This is a genomic window from Acidovorax sp. GW823-FHT05D11 (assembly GCF_058795695.1).
Map to the genome: position 1 here is coordinate 1,364,914 of NZ_CM179502.1, position 19,916 is coordinate 1,384,829.

Annotated in this window: 16 protein-coding genes; 5 read left to right on the plus strand and 11 right to left on the minus strand. The window is 68.7% G+C overall.

The window, feature by feature from the left end; all coding sequences use genetic code 11:
- The first annotated feature begins 180 nt into the window (after nucleotides 1-180).
- A complete protein-coding gene (locus AC3RCE_RS06315; protein WP_492254742.1) occupies nucleotides 181-879 on the plus strand; it encodes an IPTL-CTERM sorting domain-containing protein in 699 nt (232 codons plus the stop codon).
- Nucleotides 880-989: 110 nt separating this feature from the next.
- On the opposite strand, the gene AC3RCE_RS06320 is transcribed toward AC3RCE_RS06315, so the two are convergent.
- The 10 genes from AC3RCE_RS06320 to AC3RCE_RS06365 all read right to left on the minus strand — a co-directional run bounded on the left by AC3RCE_RS06320 (nucleotide 990) and on the right by AC3RCE_RS06365 (nucleotide 13,462).
- Nucleotides 990-1,820, minus strand: coding sequence for an urease accessory protein UreD (locus AC3RCE_RS06320; protein WP_492254743.1), 831 nt, complete (start codon nucleotides 1,818-1,820; stop codon nucleotides 990-992).
- A 96-nt stretch (nucleotides 1,821-1,916) separates the two neighbouring features.
- Nucleotides 1,917-2,453, minus strand: a complete 537-nt coding sequence (locus AC3RCE_RS06325) for a nucleoside deaminase (protein WP_492254744.1) — start codon at nucleotides 2,451-2,453, stop codon at nucleotides 1,917-1,919.
- A 244-nt stretch (nucleotides 2,454-2,697) separates the two neighbouring features.
- Nucleotides 2,698-3,747 (minus strand): patatin-like phospholipase family protein, encoded by a 1,050-nt coding sequence (locus tag AC3RCE_RS06330; RefSeq protein WP_492254745.1) that lies wholly within the window; start codon nucleotides 3,745-3,747, stop codon nucleotides 2,698-2,700.
- A 113-nt stretch (nucleotides 3,748-3,860) separates the two neighbouring features.
- Nucleotides 3,861-4,628: an ABC transporter permease gene (locus AC3RCE_RS06335; protein ID WP_218293597.1), complete on the minus strand. Its 768-nt coding sequence runs from the start codon at nucleotides 4,626-4,628 to the stop codon at nucleotides 3,861-3,863.
- Nucleotides 4,629-4,648: 20 nt separating this feature from the next.
- The gene (locus tag AC3RCE_RS06340; RefSeq protein ID WP_218293598.1) at nucleotides 4,649-5,473 is read right to left on the minus strand and encodes an ABC transporter ATP-binding protein; all 825 of its coding nucleotides are present in this window, start codon (nucleotides 5,471-5,473) and stop codon (nucleotides 4,649-4,651) included.
- Between the two features lie 218 nt (nucleotides 5,474-5,691).
- Nucleotides 5,692-6,726: an ABC transporter substrate-binding protein gene (locus tag AC3RCE_RS06345; RefSeq protein WP_218293599.1), complete on the minus strand. Its 1,035-nt coding sequence runs from the start codon at nucleotides 6,724-6,726 to the stop codon at nucleotides 5,692-5,694.
- Between the two features lie 350 nt (nucleotides 6,727-7,076).
- The gene (locus AC3RCE_RS06350; RefSeq protein ID WP_218293600.1) at nucleotides 7,077-9,383 is read right to left on the minus strand and encodes an NADP-dependent malic enzyme; all 2,307 of its coding nucleotides are present in this window, start codon (nucleotides 9,381-9,383) and stop codon (nucleotides 7,077-7,079) included.
- A 374-nt stretch (nucleotides 9,384-9,757) separates the two neighbouring features.
- Nucleotides 9,758-11,245 (minus strand): nucleobase:cation symporter-2 family protein, encoded by a 1,488-nt coding sequence (locus AC3RCE_RS06355; RefSeq protein ID WP_218293601.1) that lies wholly within the window; start codon nucleotides 11,243-11,245, stop codon nucleotides 9,758-9,760.
- Between the two features lie 210 nt (nucleotides 11,246-11,455).
- A complete protein-coding gene (locus AC3RCE_RS06360) occupies nucleotides 11,456-12,145 on the minus strand; it encodes a GntR family transcriptional regulator (RefSeq protein WP_492244209.1) in 690 nt (229 codons plus the stop codon).
- A 36-nt stretch (nucleotides 12,146-12,181) separates the two neighbouring features.
- The gene (locus AC3RCE_RS06365) at nucleotides 12,182-13,462 is read right to left on the minus strand and encodes a C4-dicarboxylate transporter DctA (RefSeq protein WP_218293603.1); all 1,281 of its coding nucleotides are present in this window, start codon (nucleotides 13,460-13,462) and stop codon (nucleotides 12,182-12,184) included.
- 243 nt (nucleotides 13,463-13,705) lie between these two features.
- Between AC3RCE_RS06365 and AC3RCE_RS06370 the strand changes: the two genes are divergently transcribed.
- Nucleotides 13,706-15,046 (plus strand): glycerate kinase type-2 family protein, encoded by a 1,341-nt coding sequence (locus tag AC3RCE_RS06370; RefSeq protein WP_218341476.1) that lies wholly within the window; start codon nucleotides 13,706-13,708, stop codon nucleotides 15,044-15,046.
- 72 nt (nucleotides 15,047-15,118) lie between these two features.
- Here the strand turns inward: AC3RCE_RS06370 and AC3RCE_RS06375 are convergent, their stop codons facing one another.
- The gene (locus AC3RCE_RS06375; protein WP_218293605.1) at nucleotides 15,119-16,048 is read right to left on the minus strand and encodes a LysR family transcriptional regulator; all 930 of its coding nucleotides are present in this window, start codon (nucleotides 16,046-16,048) and stop codon (nucleotides 15,119-15,121) included.
- A gap of 121 nt (nucleotides 16,049-16,169) precedes the next feature.
- Here AC3RCE_RS06375 and gcl point away from each other — a divergent pair, with 121 nt between their 5' ends.
- From gcl to glxR, 3 genes are all read left to right on the plus strand, one after another.
- A complete protein-coding gene (gcl, locus tag AC3RCE_RS06380; RefSeq protein ID WP_492254746.1) occupies nucleotides 16,170-17,960 on the plus strand; it encodes a glyoxylate carboligase in 1,791 nt (596 codons plus the stop codon).
- 161 nt (nucleotides 17,961-18,121) lie between these two features.
- Nucleotides 18,122-18,901: a hydroxypyruvate isomerase gene (hyi, locus tag AC3RCE_RS06385; RefSeq protein ID WP_492254747.1), complete on the plus strand. Its 780-nt coding sequence runs from the start codon at nucleotides 18,122-18,124 to the stop codon at nucleotides 18,899-18,901.
- A 50-nt stretch (nucleotides 18,902-18,951) separates the two neighbouring features.
- A complete protein-coding gene (gene glxR / locus AC3RCE_RS06390) occupies nucleotides 18,952-19,866 on the plus strand; it encodes a 2-hydroxy-3-oxopropionate reductase (RefSeq protein ID WP_492254748.1) in 915 nt (304 codons plus the stop codon).
- The last annotated feature ends 50 nt before the right edge of the window (nucleotides 19,867-19,916 follow it).

The window sequence follows — 19,916 nt, forward strand, 5'->3', positions numbered from 1 at the left end:
CCTGCCGAAAACGCCCGCCGGGATGGCGGCTGCTTTCGAAGCGGGCCCCGGCGGGACGGGCCGCCGCTGATCGGGCGGGTTCATGGGGGCCCATCGGCGTATAGGTATTGCGGGCGAATGCCTATACGATCCCTCTCCTGTTGTTTCACAAAACGCGGAGGGGGGTCCATGAAGGAATGTATGAAGAATTGGCTCGCGGCGCTGGTGATGCTGTGCGCCGCAGCCGTGGCCCATGCGCAGCCCACGACCTACGTGGCCACCGCGACCGGCAACTACAACCTGTTCATCAATTTCACCCTGTGTGTGACGGGTCCCTGCCAGAACTTCAATACAAGCATGGGCGCATCAGGCTCGTTCACAACCTCCGCCCCGCTGGCGGCCAATCTCTCTGCCGCGAACGTGGCGCCCCTGGTCACGGCCTTCAGCTTCTCGGATGGCATCAATACCTATTCCAGTGCAGACCCGGCCGTCCGCATCTTCTTTTTCAACGTATCCACCAACGCCTCCGGCGCCATCACCACCACGAACATCCGGATCCAGCGCTGGCTGACCGGAACCTCTCCCCATGTGCCGGGTGACCGGCATTCCTGGGTCTTGTTCCTGGCAACAGGGGAAGTCGACCACAACGCGCAGTGCCTCACCGTCGGCGCCTCGCCCGCGGGTGTGCCGGATTCATGCGTTCTCGTCCTGGGTGCCGACACCAGCCGGTCGCTGGCATTTGGTTCCGCCCGGGCCTGGGCCGTGGCGCCCTCTGCCGTCACCGCTGTTCCCACCCTGGCCGAATGGAGCCTGGCCCTGATGGCCGTGTTCATGGCGATTGCCGCCTTGGTGGCACTGCGCCATCGTTCCCGGGCCAGCGCAGGCTCCATGCCCTCCTGACGGAACGCGGCCTGGCCCCGCCGGGCGCAGCACTGCGGCCGGGTTTCGGCCCTGCCGTGTGTGCCGCCCTGGCCAGGCCGGGCCAGCAGGCCTGCAGGCCCTACATGGCCCTACATGGCCCAGATGCGGGGCGCTTCGCCCTCCAATTCCCACAGCACCTCCCGCCAGGCCATGCGCACGGCCTTGAGCAACTGCATCGCGGGCTCCACCTGTGGCGCCAGCACGCGCAGCACGACCATCTGCGCATTGGGGCTGGTGGCGCCGGCGCTGGCCTGGAGTGCATGGCCGTCCACCACGGCGCGCGCGGCGTCCAGGGCGGCGTCGCGGCGGGGGCGGTCCAGCGGGGTGCCGGCGGCAAAGAACAGGCTGGCCAGGCAGCGGTGCCCCGCCAGGCCCAGGGGACTGTTCAGCAGGCGCTGGTCGGCCGCGTCGATCACGCCGCGCTCCAGCCACAGGCCGGGCACTTCGAGGTGCTGTGCGAAGCGGCCGGTGTCGAACGGCTGGTTGGCGTGGGGCAGGCCCAGGGCCGTCACGTCCCAGCCCATGCATTCGGCGCCGGGGGCGAGGTTCAGCGTGAGGTGGTTCTCGGCATTGCAGGCGCTGTAGCACAGCGCCTCCAGCGGCAGCCATTCGAGCCGCGCACCCTCGGCCAGGGTGAGGTGGCTGCGCTGCAGCGCCAGCGGGCCGGTGGATCGGTAAAAGCGCGTGGCGCCCGGTGTGGTGACGAGGCCGTGCGCGCCCGGGCCCACGGTGGCGGTGATGTCCAGCGTGTCGCCGCCCACCAGTCCGCCGGGCGGATGCACCAGCACGTTGTGGCAAATCGCGTCGCCTTCGGGGTACAGGCTCTGCAGGATGCGCAGCGGTCCGCTGTGCTCATGGCGCGCCACGGTGCGGGTGTTTTCTACCGAGTAGTTCAGCTGCAGGCGCGCGTGCCAGGGCATGGTGCGGGTGTCTTTTGCTATTAAATAAGTAGCTGATTATGCCCCGTGGGCAAGCGGTGGCGGCCCAGGCGCCGGGCCCTGGCGAAGCCTTCTCGCTCAGGACGACCAGAACCCCACGTGTGGCGCGCTGGCTTCGGCCACGAGGGCGGGGCCGATGCATTCGATGAAACGGGGCGACGCCGCCAGCACGTCGCGCCCCGAGAGGGCTGCTGCTGCCGCATAGGCCTGCCGGGAGCGGGGCACCTGCAGGGCGTGCAGGCGCGCCGCGTCGATGCCGAACACCACGCGGCCGATGCCCGACCAGAAGATGGCGCCCGCGCACATCACGCACGGCTCTGCCGAGGTGTAGAGCGTGGCACCCGCCAGCGTGTCGCGGTCCACGCGCGCGCTGATCTGGCGCACGGCATTGGTTTCGGCATGGCCGGTGCAGTCGCCCGTTTCGGCGGTGTTGCAGTACGCCTCGGACAGCAGCTCGCCCTGCGCGCCGATCACCACCGCGCCAAACGGCGGGTTGCCGCGCGCGCGGGCACGGCACGACCACGCGATGGCCTGGCGCAGGTACACGCCGTCGTTGGCGGCAAGGGCGGCTGCTTCGCCGGGCTGGGGGGGCGCTGCGGACATGAGGGCAGGCATGGGCTGTCTCCGGGCATGGTGTGTTGCGCCCAGCGGCATGCATGGGGCATGCCAAGAACATTGTGTGACATGTGTGCATGGCTTTCGCCGTGCTGCCCGAGGCGCGGGGCGGTCCCCGGTGGCGCGGTGGGGGTGTGGTGGGCACGCCGCAGCAAGGAGCCGTCCCGTGACGTGGGCGATACCGCCCCGGGCGCGCATGTCGCGCAGCGGGGCCGCGCCTTCGGGGGCCTGCCGGGCCGGCGGGCTACCTGCCGGGCGCGGGGCAGGGGTCGTCCAGCCCCGCCATGCCCGCCAGCCTTTGCAGACGCGAGCGGTTGTCCAGGCAGGCCTTGTACTCGGCCTCCAGGACCTTTTGCAGGGCTTGCTGCGCCGCGCGGGCGCGCTCGGCCTGCAGCTGCGCGATGCGTTCGCGGATCTGCGGCATGGCGGCCAGGGCGGCCTTCTCGCCTTCCAGGATCGCGCCGGCGCGCTGGCTGAAATCCGCCGGGCCGATGTCCAGCACCTTGGGGCTGATGATGACGTCGGCGCGTGCCAGTTCGGCCTGGCCCAGCTTCTGGCCCATGATGGCGATCGACTGGTTCAGCGCGCCCAGCATGTTGCCTGGCGACTGGCCCCGGGCCTTGTTGGAGATGTCCACGGCGACCACGATGTCCGCGCCCAGCTGGCGCGCCGCATCCACCGGCACGGGGCTCACGATGCCGCCGTCCACGAAGTGGTACTTGCCGATGGTGACCGGCTGGAACACGCCCGGCACGCTGCTCGAGGCGCGCACGGCCTGGCCCGTGTTGCCGCGCGAAAACACGGTGCGCTCGCCGTCCTCGAGCCGGGTGGCCACCACCACGAAAGGCTTGGCCATTTGCTCCAGGGGCTTGCGGCGCACCTGCTCGTTGACGTAGTCCTCGAGCTTCTGGCCCAGCACCAGCCCGCCGGACGACAGCTGCAGGTCGCGGATCTTGGCTTCGTCGAGCGCCACGGCTTTTTCCTGCATCTCGAACGCATTCATGCCGCTGGCGTACAGCGCGCCCACCACGCTGCCCGCGCTGGTGCCGGAGACGACGGCGGGGGCGAAGCCATTGGCTTCCAGCATCTTGATCACGCCGATGTGCGCGAAGCCCTTGGCGGCGCCCCCGCCCAGGGCGATGCCTACCTTGATGGGCGCGCCTGGGGATGGGGTGCCGGTGGCGGCCGCGCCCTGCGCGGGCGTGGCGGGCTGTTGCGGGGGCGTGCCGCCGCACGCCGCGAGGCCCAGGCAACCCACAAGCGCCAGGGGGCGCAAAAAGACTTCCAACCGCATGCCAAGGAATCCTGTTGTCGACGGGGCGGCGAGTATAGCGGCAGGCTGTAAAGAAGAGAGGCGCTGCCCGTGACGCCGGGGCCTTGCACGCCGCTACCGGCGCGGCCGGGCCTTCACTCTCCCTGCGAGCCCCGGTGGGCCCAGCCGGTGGTGCGCTTTTCAACCCAGCTGAACAGTTCGTACATCACCATCGCCATCGCGCCCACCACCATCAGGCCGGCGAACGCCAGGCCCATCTGCATGGAGGAGCCCGCGCTGATCAGCAGGTAGCCGATGCCTTCGTTGGCGGCGGTCATCTCGCTCACCGTGGTGCCCACGAAGGCCAGCGTGATCGCCACCTTGAGAGAGCCGAAGAAGTAGGGCATGGAGCGCGGCAGGCCGACCTTGGTGAGCACGTCCCAGCGCCTGGCGCCCAGCACGCGCAGCACGTCTTCGAGTTCGGGCTCCAGCGTGGCCAGGCCGGTGGCGATGTTCACCATGATCGGGAAGAAGCTGATGAGGAACGCCGTGAGGATGGCCGGCCCCACGCCGATGCCGAACCACACCACCAGGATGGGCACGAACGCCGCCTTGGGCAGCGCGTTGAAGGCGGTCATCAGTGGATAGACCGCCGCGTAGGCGATGCGCGAACTGCCGATCACGAAGCCCAGCAGCACCCCCACCACGATGGCGATGCCAAAGCCGGCCATGGTCACCCAGAAGGTGCGCCATGCGTGGCCCGCGATGACGCCGCCGAACTCGACCAACTGGGTGGCGATGGCCCAGGGGCTGGGGAAGATGAACTCGGACACGTTGAAGGCCGAGCAGATGATCTGCCAGAGCAGGATGATCGCGACCAGCAGGATCCAGGGAGACCAGCGTTCTACGGTTTTCTTGTGCATGGAAACAGGCTCGGATCAATCTATTGCTGGAGGGGCGCGCCGGCCTTGCGCAGGGCGCCGATGTGGCCGCGCAGCTCGTGCACGATGTCGGTGAATTCCTTGGTGTAGGTGATCTCCAGCTCGCGCGGGCGCGGCAGCTCGATCTCCTTCCTGACGACGAAGCGGCCCGGGCTCTTGCTCATCACGTACACCGTGTCGGCCAGGAAGACCGACTCGCGCAGGTCGTGGGTGACCAGGATCACGTTGAACCGCTGTTCGGTCCACAGGTCGCGCAGGATGCACCAGAGCTCCTCGCGCGTGAACGCGTCGAGCGCGCCGAAGGGCTCGTCGAGCAGCAGCATCTTGGGCTCGTGGATGAGCGCGCGGCAGATGCTGGCGCGCTGCTGCATGCCGCCAGACAGCTGCCAGGGGAACTTGTCCTCGTAGCCGGCCAGGCCCACCTTCTGCAGCAGGCGGCGCGCGCGCTCCTCGTACTCCTTGCGCTTTTGCTTGAAGCTGCTGCGGTACGGCTCCACGATCTCCAGCGGCAGCAGCACGTTGTCCACCGTGGTGCGCCAGGGCAGCAGCGAAGGGGCCTGGAAGGCCATGCCCGAGATCTTGAGCGGGCCGGTCACGGGCTGGCCGTCGATGAGGATCTTGCCCATCGACGGCATCTTCAGGCCCGTGGCCAGCTTCATGAAGGTGGACTTGCCGCAGCCCGAAGGACCGACGATGGCGATGAACTCGCCGCGCCGCACCTGCAGGTCGATGGCCTCGACGGCGAAATGGTTCTGCGCGCGCAGCTCGTCGTTGTAGGCGAGCCAGACGTCACGAAAATCCACGAAATAGGAATCGGCAGCCTGCATCAGGTGTCCGTAAATAAAGGTTGCGCACCGGGCCGGGCGAGCGGCCCATGCATTTCAGTTTTCAACAGCGCCGAGCGCCACCCACCCCGCACGAAACTGGCGAGGCTCAAGCCAGCGCCCCCGTGCAAGGACCGCCCCGCCGCATGGGGGGCGGCCCCCTCCGGGATTGCGAAGCCATGTGAGAGAGGGGAAAGGCGCGAAGCGACTCAGGGTGTGTTTCACTTCTTGGGCAGGATGTTCAGCTCGGCCGCGCCGGGCAGGAAGCTGGCGTTCCACACATCGTCGGCGTTCACGCGCGTCTTGGTGTTGAACGCATCCGACACCTGCGAGGCCATCAGCGACAGGCGGCCGGGCTTGGCCTGGCCAAAGCCCTCGGCGCGCGCGTCGGGGCTGTTGATCACGGTGTCGATGGCCAGTTGCAGGCGGCGCGTTTCCAGCGGCACGTTCACGATGCCGTCGCGCGCCTTCACGTGCTCGATGGCCGCCCCGGGGTTGGCGATCACTTCCTTGGCGCCCTTGGCGAAGGCCGAGAGGAAGGCCTTGATGGCCGCGGGGTTCTCCTTGATGAGCTTCGGCGACGCGATGATCACGTTGCCGTAGAGCTTCACACCGAAGTCGGCATAGGGCAGCACCACCACGTCGGCCGCCTTGGCGCCACGCGCCTCCAGGTTCAGGAGCGAGGTGAAGGTGAAGCCGGTGATCGCGTCCACGTCGCCGCGCACCAGCATGGTCTCGCGCAGGGGTGGGTCCATGGCGGTCCATTGCACGCTGCCGATGGCGTTGGCCTTCTGGAAGATGGGGAACGCGCGGCGGCCCGCGTCGAACACGGGTGCGCCCAGCTTCTTGCCCGCCAGGTCGGCCGGCTTGGCGATGCCGCTCTTCTTGAGCGCCATCACGGAGGCGGGCGTGTTGTTGTAGACCATCATCACCGCCACGGGCTTGTTCTGCGCGTCGGGATTGTTGGCGTGGAACTCCATCACGGCGGCCAGGTCGGCAAAGCCCATGTCGTAGGTGCCCGAGGCCACGCGCTGCACGGCGCCGCCCGAGCCGTTGCCGGCATCCACCGTCACATCCAGGCCCGCCGCCTTGAAGTAGCCCTTGGCCACGGGCTGCAGGAAGAGCGCGGCGGGGCCTTCAAAGCGCCAGTCGAGCTGGAACTTGATCGGCGTGGGCGTTTGCGCCTGGGCCAGCGAGAACAGGCCGGTGGCGGCCATCATCAGCACGGTGGTTTGCAAGAACGAGCGTTTTTTCATGGGGGCTCCTGTCAGAAGACGGCAAGGGACGCGGCGAGCGAAGAACAAGGACGAAGAAAGAAGAACAAGAAGGGCAGGCGAGAGGGAAGGGCAACACGGCGACCGACCGGTGGGGCCGGGCGCGCGGGGCCCATGCCGTCAGGGTCAGCAAAAACGATGCCCGCTTTGGTGGTTGTAATGTCAGGCAGCGGACCATTGTTCACCGAAGCGGTGCAGGCGCGCATGCAGGGTTTCCCGAAATGGTGCGCCGCAGGCACACCCGCCGGCCGCTCCGGCGCTGAAGGCCCCGCCACGGTGCATGCCGGGGGGCTGGCAGGCGCCGCGGGCATTGCACCCGCGGCGCGGTGCCCTTACTTGGGGCGTGCCGCCGCGCTGGCCACGGCCAGCGCCGTCATGTTGAACACGCGGCGCACGGTGGCGGCGGGGGTGAGGATGTAGGCCGTGGCCGCACCGCCCATGAGGATGGGGCCCACGGTCACGCCGCCGCTGGTCGTGGTCTTGAGCACGTTGTAGAGGATGTTGGCCGCGTCCAGGTTGGGGCAGATCAGCAGGTTGGCCGAATCGGTGAGCGTGGAGTCCGCCATGTAGGCGTTGCGGATGTTGGGCTCCAGCGCGGCATCGCCATGCAGTTCGCCGTCGCATTCGATCCCGGGGTGGGCGGCCACGAACAGGTCGCGCGCCTCGCGCATCTTGCGGGCCGAGGCGCGCTTGGACGAGCCATAGCTGGAGTGCGACAGGAAGGCGACCTTGGCCGGCAGGCCAAAGCGTTGCACCTCCTGCACCGACATCCAGGCGATGTCCGCCAGCTGCTGGGCCGTGGGGTTCTCGTTCACATAGGTGTCGGCGATGAAGAGCGTGCCCCGGTTGGTCATCAGCGCGTTGAGCGCGGCGTAGTCGTTCACGCCCTCCTCGCGGCCCAGGATGCTGTGGATGCGTTCCAGGTGCGTTTCATAGGTGCCCACCAGGCCGCAGATCATGGCGTCGGCATCGCCCAGGGCGACCATCAGCGAGGCGATGATGGTGTTGGAGCGGCGCACGGCGGCCTTGGCCACCTCGGGCGTGGCGCCGTTGCGCTTCATGAGCTGGTGGTAGTGCTCCCAGTACTGGCGAAACCGGGGGTCGTCCTCGGGGTTGCACACTTCCACGTCCTGTCCCAGGCGCATGCGCAGGCCGGCCTTCTCGATGCGGGCGGCGATGACGGCGGGGCGGCCGATCAGGATGGGCACGGCGATCTTGTCGTCGATGGCCATCTGCGCGGCACGCAGCGCGCGCTCGTCCTCGCCGTCGGCATAGGCCACGCGCTTTTGCGCGTCCGGCAGGGCCTTGGCCGCGTTGATCACGGGGCGCATCAGCATGCCGGTCTGGTAGACGAAGCGCGACAGGGCCTCCTTGTAGGCCTCCATGTCGGTGATGGGGCGCGTGGCCACGCCCGATTCGGCCGCGGCCTTCGCCACGGCGGGCGCGATCTTGAGGATCAGGCGCGAGTCGAACGGCGTGGGGATCAGGTAGTCCGGGCCGAAGGTGAGCTCCTTGCCCGCATAGGCGCTGGCCACCTCTTCGCTGATGTCGGCCTTGGCCAGGTCGGCGATCTGGCGCACGCAGGCAAGCTTCATCGCCTCGGTGATCTTCGTGGCGCCGCAGTCGAGCGCGCCCCGGAAGATGTAGGGGAAGCACAGGACGTTGTTGACCTGGTTGGGATAGTCCGAGCGGCCCGTGGCGATGATGCAGTCGGGGCGGATGGCCTTGGCGAGTTCGGGGCGGATCTCGGGCTCGGGGTTGGCCAGGGCCAGGATGATGGGTCTGTCGGCCATCGTCTTGACCATCTCGGCCGTGAGCACGCCTGGGGCCGAGCAGCCCAGGAAGACATCCGCGCCGTGGACGGCGTCGGCCAGCGTGCGCGCGTCGGTCTTCTGGGCGTAGCGCGCCTTGGATTCGTCGTAGCCGCCGGGGCGGCCTTCATAGATCACGCCCTTGGAGTCGCACATGAAGATGTTTTCCACCTTCACGCCCAGGCCCACCATCACGCCCACGCAGGCAATCGCGGCCGCGCCCGCGCCCGAGACGGCGATCTTCACCGCGCCGATGTCCTTGCCCACCAGCTCCAGGCCGTTGAGCAGCGCGGCGCTGGAGATGATGGCCGTGCCGTGCTGGTCGTCGTGGAAGACGGGAATGTTCAGCCGGTCGGACAGCTGCTTTTCGATGTAGAAGCACTCGGGAGCCTTGATGTCCTCGAGGTTGATGCCGCCCAGCGTGGGTTCCAGCGCGGCGATGATCTCCACCAGCTTGTCCGGGTCGCGCTCGGCCAGTTCGATGTCGAACACGTCGACGCCCGCGAACTTCTTGAACAGGCAGCCCTTGCCCTCCATCACCGGCTTGCCGGCCAGCGGGCCGATGTCGCCCAGGCCCAGCACGGCGGTGCCGTTGGTGATCACGCCCACGAGGTTGCCGCGCGAGGTGTAGTCGAACGCCTTGGACGGGTCGGCCTGGATGTCCAGGCAGGGGTAGGCCACGCCGGGCGAGTACGCCAGCGACAGGTCGCGCTGGTTGGACAGGGGCTTGGTGGGAGTGACCGAAATCTTGCCCCGGCTGGGGTTGCGGTGGTACTCGCGCGCGGCGTCGCGCAGGGCCTCTTCGGCGGCGGAAAGTGTCTGGGTCATACGGAAATCCTGGAGATGCTCAGCAAAATGCCAAATGAGCTTACCCCATGGCAGGAGGCGCCGGAATGGGGGTTAATGCCTTCATTGCATGGAATCCGCCCCTCGCGGGATACCGGCCGCCCGGGCGCGCGCGGGGCCCGTGGAGGGCCCGCGCAGCGGCAGGGGCAGCGCGGGCCGGGCGTGGGTGGGGCTTGCGCGGGCTGCGGGCTTCCACGTCGCCCCCGCGCACGCCGTTGCGGAGGCACTCTGCGTTGCGCGTTCGGCCGCCCATTCCATCTGCCTTGGTCACAGGTGTTTTGCTGCGGCGGGGCCGGCTGCCCGATGCCGCCGGCCCGCCCCGGCGCCGGGGTGGCGCGCGGCCGCGGGCCCCTCCATCAATGTGCGTCGGCCTGGCGGGCCGCATTCACGGCGGCCGAGGTGTCGCGGCTGGCGCCATTGAAGAACACATTCAGCGCCACGGCCGTGATCGAGGCCAGCAGGATGCCGGATTCGATGAGGGGGTGGATGGCGTGTGGCATCCACTGGCGGAAGTTGGGAGCGATCAGCGGGATCATGCCCACGCCGATCGACACCGCCACGATCATGGCGTTGAAGCGGTTGTTCTTGAAGTCCACGCCGCCCAGGATGCGGATGCCCGTGGCGGCCACCATGCCGAACATCACCAGGCCCGCCCCCCCCAGCACCATGGTGGGCAGGGACTCCACCAGCGCCGCCATCTTGGGCAGCACGCCCAGCACGATGAGGATCACGCCGCCCGCCACGCAGACAAAGCGGCTCTTGACGCCCGTGACCGCCACGAGCCCCACGTTCTGCGAGAAGCTGGTGTACGGAAAGGTGTTGAAGATCCCGCCCAGCAGCGTGCCCAGGCCGTCGGTGCGCAGTCCGCGCGTGAGCGCGTTCTGGTCGATCTTGCGGTCGGTCATCTCGCCCAGCGCCAGGAACATGCCCGTGGATTCGATCATCACGACGATCATCACGAGGGTCATCGTCAGGATCAGGATGGGGTCGAACACGGGGCTGGCGATCTCGAAGGGCAGGACCAGGTCGAACCACTGGGCCTTGGCCACCTTCTCGAACGACATCAGCCCCATGGCCACGGCCACCACGGCGCCGATGACGATGCCCAGCAGCACCGAGATGTTGGCGATGAACCCCTTGGCGAACTTGGCGATCAGCAGGATGGAGACCAGCACCAGGGCCGAAATGCCGACGCCCGTGAGGTCCGCGTAGCGCGGGTTGGGCACCGTGGGCACCACGGCGAATCCCTTGGGGACGGGGGGCAGCGACGAGCCCGGAGCGCCCGCCGCGGACTGCATCTCGGTGAGCCACTTGAGGTGCTCGGGGTTCACCATGCTGGGGGCCGTGGGGCCCACCGGGTTGCCAAAGATCCAGTTGATCCCCACGCGCATGAGGCTGATGCCGATGGTGGCAATGATGGTGCCGGTGACCACGGGGGGGAAGAACCGCAGCATGCGGCTGACCAGGGGCGCGATCAGGATCGAGATGACCCCCGCGCCGATCACCGATCCGAAGATCAGCCCGGCGCCGGCCGTGCCGCCCGTGCTCTGCGCCATCGACACCATGGGCGCGACGGAGGCGAAGGTCACGCCCATCATCACCGGCAGCTGGATGCCGAACCAGCGCGACGCGCCCAGGGCCTGGATCAGGGTGACGAGCCCGCAGACGAACAGGTCCGCCGAGATGAGCTTGGCCACCTGGTCGGGAGTGAGGTTGAGGGCCCGGCCCACGATGAGGGGCACGGCCACGGCGCCGGCATACATCACCAGCACGTGTTGCAGGCCCAGGGCCGTGAGCCGGCCCACCGGCAAATGTTCGTCCACGGGATGTACGGGCGGGTGCATGGGAGGTTCCTTTGGGTTGACGGGGGTGTGGGGATTCAGGGGTGGAGACGGCGCATCAGATGGTGCACAGTTGTCCATACAAAAATCGTATACACATTAGCCCGGCCGTTGATCAAGGTAAACCCTAGGGCGTGCCAGGGCCTCGCGCGCCGCACGAAAAAAAGGAGCGGTCGGCCGGGGCCGCCGCAAGGGAGGGGGGCGGCCCGGCCGCTAGGGACCGGCCGGCGCGCGCTTGCCCAGCGGTGTGAGCGAGTCGCGCAGGCGGTCCCGCACCAGGGGCTCGGTGGGGTTCAGCGCGCCTTCCACATGGCCGATGTGCGTGAGCATGCGTTCGCGCGCCAGGGCGGTGTCGCCGGCCTCCAGCGCCTGCACGATGGCCGCGTGTTCGGCGCAGGACTGGCTCGCCTCGTGCCGCGACTGGTAGAGCGACGCCGCCAGCGTGGTGCGCGCCGTGAGGTCGCGCAGGATGTCGCTGAGGCTGCGGTGGCCCATCGCCTCGGCCAGGCAGACATGGAAGTCCGCCAGCAGGAAGGCGCGCGTCGCGGCGTCGGCGCCCTCGATGGCCTGCTGTTCCTGCGCGATGTGGGCGCGCAGGCGGCGCGTCACGGCCTGCAGCGGCCGGCCCGCGTCCGCCAGGATGCCCGACTCGATGATGCGCCGTGCCGAGAAGGCATCGCGCGCGTCCTCCACCGAGGGCTCCACCACATACCAGCCCCGGCGCGGGCGCACCTCGACGAAGCCGCGCGCCTGCAGCTGCATGAGGGCTTCGCGCACCAGGGTGCGGCTCACGCCGAAGAGATCGGCCAGTTCCTGCTCGCCCAGGCGCTCGCCCGGGGCGAGCTTCTGGGCGAGGATGGATTCCACCACCTGCTGGGTGATCTGGGTCTGGTTGATGCTCATGGCCGGATTGTCGCGTGGTGGGGGGGCGGGGCCCTGTCAGGCGCGCGGCAGCGGCGGCTCGCGGCCGTCCAGCACGGCGTGGGCCCGTTCGCGGTCGATGTCGCCTTCCCAGGCCGCCACGGCCACGGTGGCCACGCAGTTGCCGATCAGGTTGCCCAGGGCGCGGGCGATGCCCATGAACCAGTCCACCGACAGCACCAGCACGAGGCCGATGGCCGGGATGGCGGGAATCGCCTGCAGCGTGGCGGCCAGCACCACGATGGCCGAGCCCGGCACGCCGTGCGCGCCCTTGGACGTGACCAGCGAGATCGCCAGGATGGTGAGCAGGTCGGCCATCGAGATCGGCGTGTTCGTGGCCTGGGCGATGAACACGGCGGCCAGCGTGATGTAGATCGAGAAAGCGTCCAGGTTGAACGAATAGCCCGTGGGGATGACCAGGCCCACGGTCGAATCGCGGATGCCCAGGTGCTTGAGCTTTGCCATGATCTGCGGCAGCACGCTGTCGGACGAGGTGGTGGCGAACACCACGGCCAGCTCCTCGCGCAGGTAGCGCAGCAGCTTGAACAGGCTGAAGCCCGAGAAACGCATGATGAGGCCCAGCACCACCACCACGAACAGGAACACCGCCGCATAGAACAGCACCACCAGCATGCCCAGCTGCTTGAGCGAGCCGATGCCGTACTTGCCCACCGTGAAGGCGATGGCGCCCAGCACGCCCAGCGGCGCCAGCTTGATGATCAGGCCCATGGTCTTGAAGAGCACGTGCGACAGGTCTTCGATGAGGGTGGTGACCCGCGCGCCACGCTCGCCCATCAGCGCCAGCGCGCAGCCGAAGACGATGGAGAACAGCAGCACCTGCAGCACGTCGCCATTGGCGAAGGCGCTCACGGCCGTGGTGGGGATGAGCTTGAGCAAGAAGTCGCTGAAGCCGCCGCCGGTGAGCTTGCTCGCGTTTTCCGCATAGGCGCCCATGGCCTTGGGGTCGAGCGCCTTGGGGTCGATGTTCATGCCCACGCCGGGTTCGAACCAGAACGCGAGCGCCAGGCCGAGCACCAGCGCGATGGACGTGACGACCTCGAAGTAGATCAGCGACTTGACGCCCACGCGGCCCACGCGCCTGAGGTCGCCTGTGCCGGCGATGCCGTGCACCACCACGCAAAAGACGATGAGCGGAATCAGCATCTTGATGAGCTTGATGAAGCCGTCGCCCAGGGGCTTGAGCTGCACGGCGGTATCGGGCCAGAACAGCCCGACGGCCACGCCGGCAATCAGGGCCAGGATCACCCGGCCAAACAGGGAGTTGAGGAAGCGGAGCATGGGAAACCCTTTGAAAAGGAAGGAACTTGCATGGCGATCAATCTTGCATACAAGAACTGTAGACAAGTGCGGCCGCCCGGAACATGGGGTTATCCCGGGCTGGGGCCTGCCCGGGAAGGGGCCTCAGTGCGCCCGCACGGGTGCGTGGAGCCCTGCCGCCGGCGTGGGCGGTTGAAGTTCTTTTGACTTGCGCGCGGGGTATCGCCGGGCGTGGTGCGCCACAATCGCCCGCGGAGACCACCCATGACCCGCAACGACCCCGTGCCCGATCCCGTCCGCCAGGGCGGAGACTTCCTCGAATACCTGTACCGCGTGGCCGTGCGCCGCGCGCTGCCGCTGCACAACACCGCAGCTTTCCTGCCCGCGCCGCCCAGCCGCGAGAGCGGCGGCCGCACCCTGGTGCTGGGCGCGGGCAAGGCCGGTGGCGCCATGGCGCAGGCCGTGGAGGCGCTGTGGCCCGCCGACGCGCCGCTGTCGGGCCTCGTGGTCACGCGCTACCACCACACGCCGCCGCGCCCCGAGGGGCTGGCGCAGCGCATCGAAGTGGTGGAGGCCGCCCACCCCGTGCCCGACGCGGCGGGCCTGGCCGCCGCGCAGCGCATGCTCGAATGCACCCGGGGGCTGACCGGGAACGACCTCGTGCTGTGCCTGATCTCGGGCGGCGGCTCGGCCCTGCTCACGCTGCCGGCCGAGGGCCTGACGCTCGAGGACAAGCAGCGCATCAACAAGGCGCTGCTGGAGAGCGGCGCCGCCATCGACGAGATGAACTGCGTGCGCAAGCACCTCTCGCGCATCAAGGGCGGGCGGCTGGCGGCGGCCTGCGCGCCAGCGCGCGTGGTCACGCTCACCATCAGCGACGTGCCGGGGGACGACCCCTCGGTCATCGCCAGCGGCCCCACCGTGCCCGACGCCACGACCTGCGCGGACGCGCTGGCCATCCTGGCGCGTTATCGCATCGACATCCCCGACAGCGTGCGTGCCGCGCTGGAGGCGGGTGATCTGGAAACCCCCAAGCCCGGCGACGCCGTGTTCGCAGGCCACGCCGTGCACATGACGGCCACGCCGCAGCAGTCGCTGGAGGCCGCGGCCGAGGCCGCGCGCGCGGCGGGCGTGCCGGCCTACATCCTCTCGGACGAGATCGAGGGCGAATCGCGCGAGGTGGGCAAGGTGCACGCCGCGCTGGCCCGTGCCGTGGCGCGCCACGGCCAGCCGTTCGCGCGGCCCTGCGTGATCCTCTCGGGCGGCGAGACCACCGTCACCGTGCGGCAGCGGCCACCTGGCGCCCCCAGGGGCCGGGGCGGCCGGGCGGGCGAGTTCTGCATGGGGCTGGCGCAGGCGCTGCAAGGGCAGGCGGGCGTGTGGGCGCTGGCGGCGGACACGGACGGCATCGACGGCGTGGAAGACAACGCCGGTGCCCGCGTCGCGCCCGACACCCTGGCGCGCGCTGCCGCGCAGGGCCTCTCCGTCACGGACCACCTGGACCGCAACGACGCCTATGGCTACTTCGAGGCGCTGGGCGACCTCGTCATCACGGGGCCCACGCACACCAATGTCAACGACTTCCGGGCGATCCTGATTTTGTAGCGGCTCGCGCTTGTCTTGCCAGGGTTTCAAGCAATAAATGCCTGAAACCGTTGACTGGCAAGCGCGGGCAGCTCACTTTTTTGACAAGCCTTCGCGCGGCAAGGACGCCACCCAGTCCTTGCCGAAGCGCCCCTGCAAAAACGCGACGAAGGCCTGCACCTTCTGCGGCACCAGGCGCGGCGACGGGTACACCGCATGGATCTCCTGCTCGGGCAGGCGGCAGGTCTTGAGCACCTCCACCACGCGCCCGGCGGCCAGCGATTCGACCGCCACGTAGTGCGGCAGCGCCGCGATGCCCATGTGCGCGCGCGCCGCCGCCAGCAGGGCCGAGAGGTTGTTGGAGCGCAGCCGCCCCGTGACGGGCACCGACACCGCCTCGCCGCTCGCATTGCGCAGCCGCCACAGGTCGTTGCCCTGCACGCTGCTGTAGATCAGCGTGGCGTGGTCCTTCAGGTCCGACGGCCGGCGCGGCGTGCCGTGGCGGCGCAGGTAGGTGGGCGAGGCCACCAGCACCCAGGGGTTCATGCCCAGCGTGCGCGCACCCAGGGCCGAGTCGGCGAGCTTGCCCAGGCGGATCGCCACGTCGATGCCCTGGGCCACCAGGTCGGTATAACGGTCCTCGAAGCTCAGGTCCAGCTGCACCTGCGGGTTCTGCGCCATGAACTCCAGCGCCAGCGGCACCACCACGCGCCGCCCGAACGCGACCGAGCTGCCCACGCGCAGCTGGCCGTGCACCTGTGTCTGGCGCACGCGCACCACGCTCTCGGCCTCGGCCACATCGGTCACGATGGCCTTGCACTTTTCGTAGTACAGCGCGCCGGGCTCGGTCAGGCTCACGCCGCGCGTGTTGCGGTTGAGCAGCCGCACCTTCAGGTGCGCCTCCATGGCGGCGACCTGCTTGGTCACCGTGGGCTGCGTGGTGGCGAACTCCCGCGCCACCTTGGTGAAGCTGCCGGTCTCCACCACGCGCACGAACATCTGCATGGCATCGAGGCGGTCCATGGTCTGTCTCCTGTTGCTGTCCAGATTTATTCCTGGCTGGAATAAATTTTATGGTCCATCGCCACCTTCCGCCCACCGAGGGGCTTGCCTAAAGTTTGACCATCCACAAGGAGGTCAAGCAATGGCAAGAATGAAGGCAATCGAAGCGGCCGTGAAGGTGCTCGAGAAGGAAGGCGTGAGCGTCGCGTTCGGCGTGCCCGGCGCCGCCATCAACCCGCTGTACGCGGCGCTGAAGGCGCATGGCGGCATCGGCCACATCCTGGCGCGCCATGTCGAGGGCGCCAGCCACATGGCCGAGGGCTACACCCGCGCCGTGGCCGGCAACATCGGCGTGTGCATCGGCACCAGCGGCCCGGCCGGCACCGACATGGTCACCGGCCTGTACTCGGCCAGCGCGGATTCCATCCCCATCCTGTGCATCACCGGCCAGGCGCCACGCGCCCGCCTGCACAAGGAAGACTTCCAGGCCGTGGACATCGCCACCATCGCCAAGAGCGTGACCAAGTGGGCCACCACGGTGCTGGAGCCCGCGCAGGTGCCGCAGGCGTTCCAGCAGGCGTTCCACCTCATGCGCTCCGGCCGGCCCGGGCCGGTGCTTATCGACCTGCCCATCGACGTGCAACTGGCCGAGATCGAGTTCGACCCCGACACCTACGAACCCCTGGTGCCCTACAAGCCCGCCGCCACGCGTGCCCAGATCGAGAAGGCGCTGGCCATGCTGAACGACGCCGAGCGCCCGCTGATCGTCGCGGGCGGCGGCATCATCAACGCCGATGCATCCGGCCTGCTGGTGGAGTTTGCCGAGGTGCTGGGCGTGCCGGTGATCCCCACGCTCATGGGCTGGGGCAGCATCCCCGACGACCACCCGCTCATGGCCGGCATGTGCGGCCTGCAGACCAGCCAGCGCTACGGCAACGCCACGATGCTGGCCAGCGACTTCGTGCTGGGCGTCGGCAACCGCTGGGCCAACCGGCACACGGGCTCGGTCGATGTCTACACCCGGGGCCGCAAGTTCGTGCACGTGGACATCGAGCCCACGCAGATCGGCCGCGTGTTCGCGCCGGACTTCGGCATCGTCTCGGACGCGGGCGCCGCGCTCAGGCTCTTCGTGGACGTGGCGCGCGAATGGCAGGCCGCGGGGCGCCTGAAGGACCGCAGCGGCTGGGCCGCCGAATGCCTGGGCCGCAAGCACAGCGTGGACTACCTGCGCAAGACCCACTTCGACAGCGTGCCCATGAAGCCGCAGCGCGTGTACCAGTGCATGAACCGCGCGCTGGGCAAGGACGTGTGCTACGTCTCCACCATCGGCCTGTCGCAGATCGCGGGCGCGCAGTTCCTGCACGTGTACCAGCCGCGCCACTGGATCAACTGCGGCCAGGCTGGGCCGCTGGGCTGGACGGTGCCCGCCGCCCTGGGCGTGCGCGTGGCCGACCCGGCGCGCAAGATCGTGGCGCTGTCGGGCGACTACGACTTCCAGTTCATGATCGAGGAGCTGGCCGTGGGCGCGCAGTTCAAGCTGCCCTACCTCCACGTGCTGGTCAACAACAGCTACCTGGGCCTGATCCGCCAGGCGCAGCGAACCTTCAGCATCGACTACTGCGTGCAGCTCGCGTTCGACAACGTGAACATGCCCGAGGGCGAGGTGGCGCGCGGCTACGGCGTGGACCACGTGAAGGTGGTCGAGGGCCTGGGCTGCAAGGCCATCCGCGTGCACCGCCCCGAGGAGTTCGCGCCCGCCCTCGCCCAGGCCGAGGCCTGGATGGCCGAGCACGCAACGCCCGTGGTCATCGAGGTGATCCTGGAGCGCGTGACCAACATCGCCATGGGCACCGAGATCGACAACATCGTCGAGTTCGAGGAACTGGCGACGCAACCGGCCGACGCGCCCAGTGCGCTGGCCATGCTGGATTGATGCAGCGCCCGTCGGGGCAGATCTATCCCGCCAACCGTCCGCCCGGAGTCTGTCGAAGGCCGCCCCTGCGCCCTGGCTCCGACAGGCTTGGCCCGAAAGGTTGCTGGCCAGGAGCCCGCCCCAGCCTCCATTCTCTTTTCACCGATACCGGAGACTTTTTCATGCCCCGTTTTGCTGCCAACCTCAGCATGCTGTTCACCGAGGTGCCTTTTCTCGATCGCTTCGAGCGCGCTGCGCGCACGGGCTTTGAGGCCGTGGAGTTCCTCTTTCCCTACGAGTTTGCGGCGGAGGACATCCGCGCGCGCATCGACACACACCGGCTGCAGATCGTGCTGCACAACCTGCCCGCCGGCGACTGGGCCGCAGGAGAGCGCGGCATCGCCTGCCACCCCGATCGCATCGCCGAGTTCCGAGCGGGTGTGGCCCAGGCCGTCACCTACGCCAAGGCCCTGGGTGTGCACCAGCTCAACTGCCTGGCGGGCAAGGCGCCTGCCGGTGTGGCGGCCGACGTGCTGCGCCGCACCCTGGTCGAGAACCTGCGCTTTGCGGCCACCGAGCTGAAGGCCGCTGGCCTGCGTCTGCTGATCGAGCCCATCAACCCGTTCGACATCCCGGGTTTCTACCTGACCCGCACGGACCAGGCACTGGACATCTTGGGCGAAGTGGACGCCAGCAACGCCTTCGTGCAGTACGACATCTACCACGCGCAGCGCACCGAAGGCGAAATCGCCGCCACGCTGCAAAAGCACCTGCCGCGCATCGGCCACGTGCAGTTGGCGGACAACCCCGGCCGCAACGAGCCGGGCACGGGCGAGATCAACTACCGCTACCTGTTCGCACACCTGGACCGGCTGGGCTATGACGGCTGGGTCGGTTGTGAATACAAGCCCACGCGCACCACCGAAGTCGGCCTGGGTTGGCGCACGGCGCTCACCGCATGAGTCACAACCCGCGGATGGACGAATCACCACAACACAAGGAGAAAAAGAACATGACCGACACCCCCCTCAAACTCGGCTTCATCGGCCTGGGCATCATGGGTGCGCCCATGTGCGGCCACCTCATCGCCGCCGGCCACCAGCTGTACGTGCACACGCGCGGCCGCGTGGCGCCGCAGATCGCACAGAGCAGCGCCACGCAGTGCACCACGGCGCGCGGCGTGGCCGAGCGGGCCGACATCATCTTTCTGATGCTGCCCGACACGCCCGATGTGGAGAAGGTGCTGTTCGGCGCCGACGGCGTGGCCCAGGGTCTGAAAGGCAGCACGGCCAAGGTGGTGGTGGACATGAGCTCCATCTCGCCCGTGGCCACCAAGGACTTCGCGGCGCGCACCGAGGCCGTGGGCGCGCAGTACCTGGATGCGCCCGTCTCCGGCGGCGAGCTGGGCGCGAAGAACGCCACGCTGTCCATCATGGTCGGCGGCCCCGAAGCGGTGTTCGAGCGCGTCCGGCCGCTGTTCGAGCGCCTGGGCAAGAACATCACCCTGGTGGGCGGCAACGGCGACGGACAGACCGCCAAGGTGGCCAACCAGATCATCGTCGCCCTGAACATCGAGGCCGTGGCCGAAGCGCTGCTCTTCGCCGCCCGCGCGGGCGCCGACCCAGCCCGCGTGCGCCAGGCGCTGCTGGGCGGCTTCGCCTCGTCCAAGATCCTGGAGGTACATGCCGAGCGCATGATCCGGCGCACCTTCGACCCCGGTTTTCGCATCGGGTTGCACCAGAAGGACTTGAACCTTGCGCTGTCGAGCGCGCGGGCGCTGGGCGTGCCGCTGCCCAATACGGCCATGGCGCAGGAGCTGTTCAATGCCTGCGTGGCGCATGGCGGCCAGGGGTGGGACCACTCGGCGATGGTGCGGGCGCTGGAGAAGATGGCGAACTTCGAGATCGGGCAGGCAGTGCCGGCCTGATGCGGGCCGCCATGAAAAATCCCGCTGGCCTTTCGGCGAGCGGGATCTTT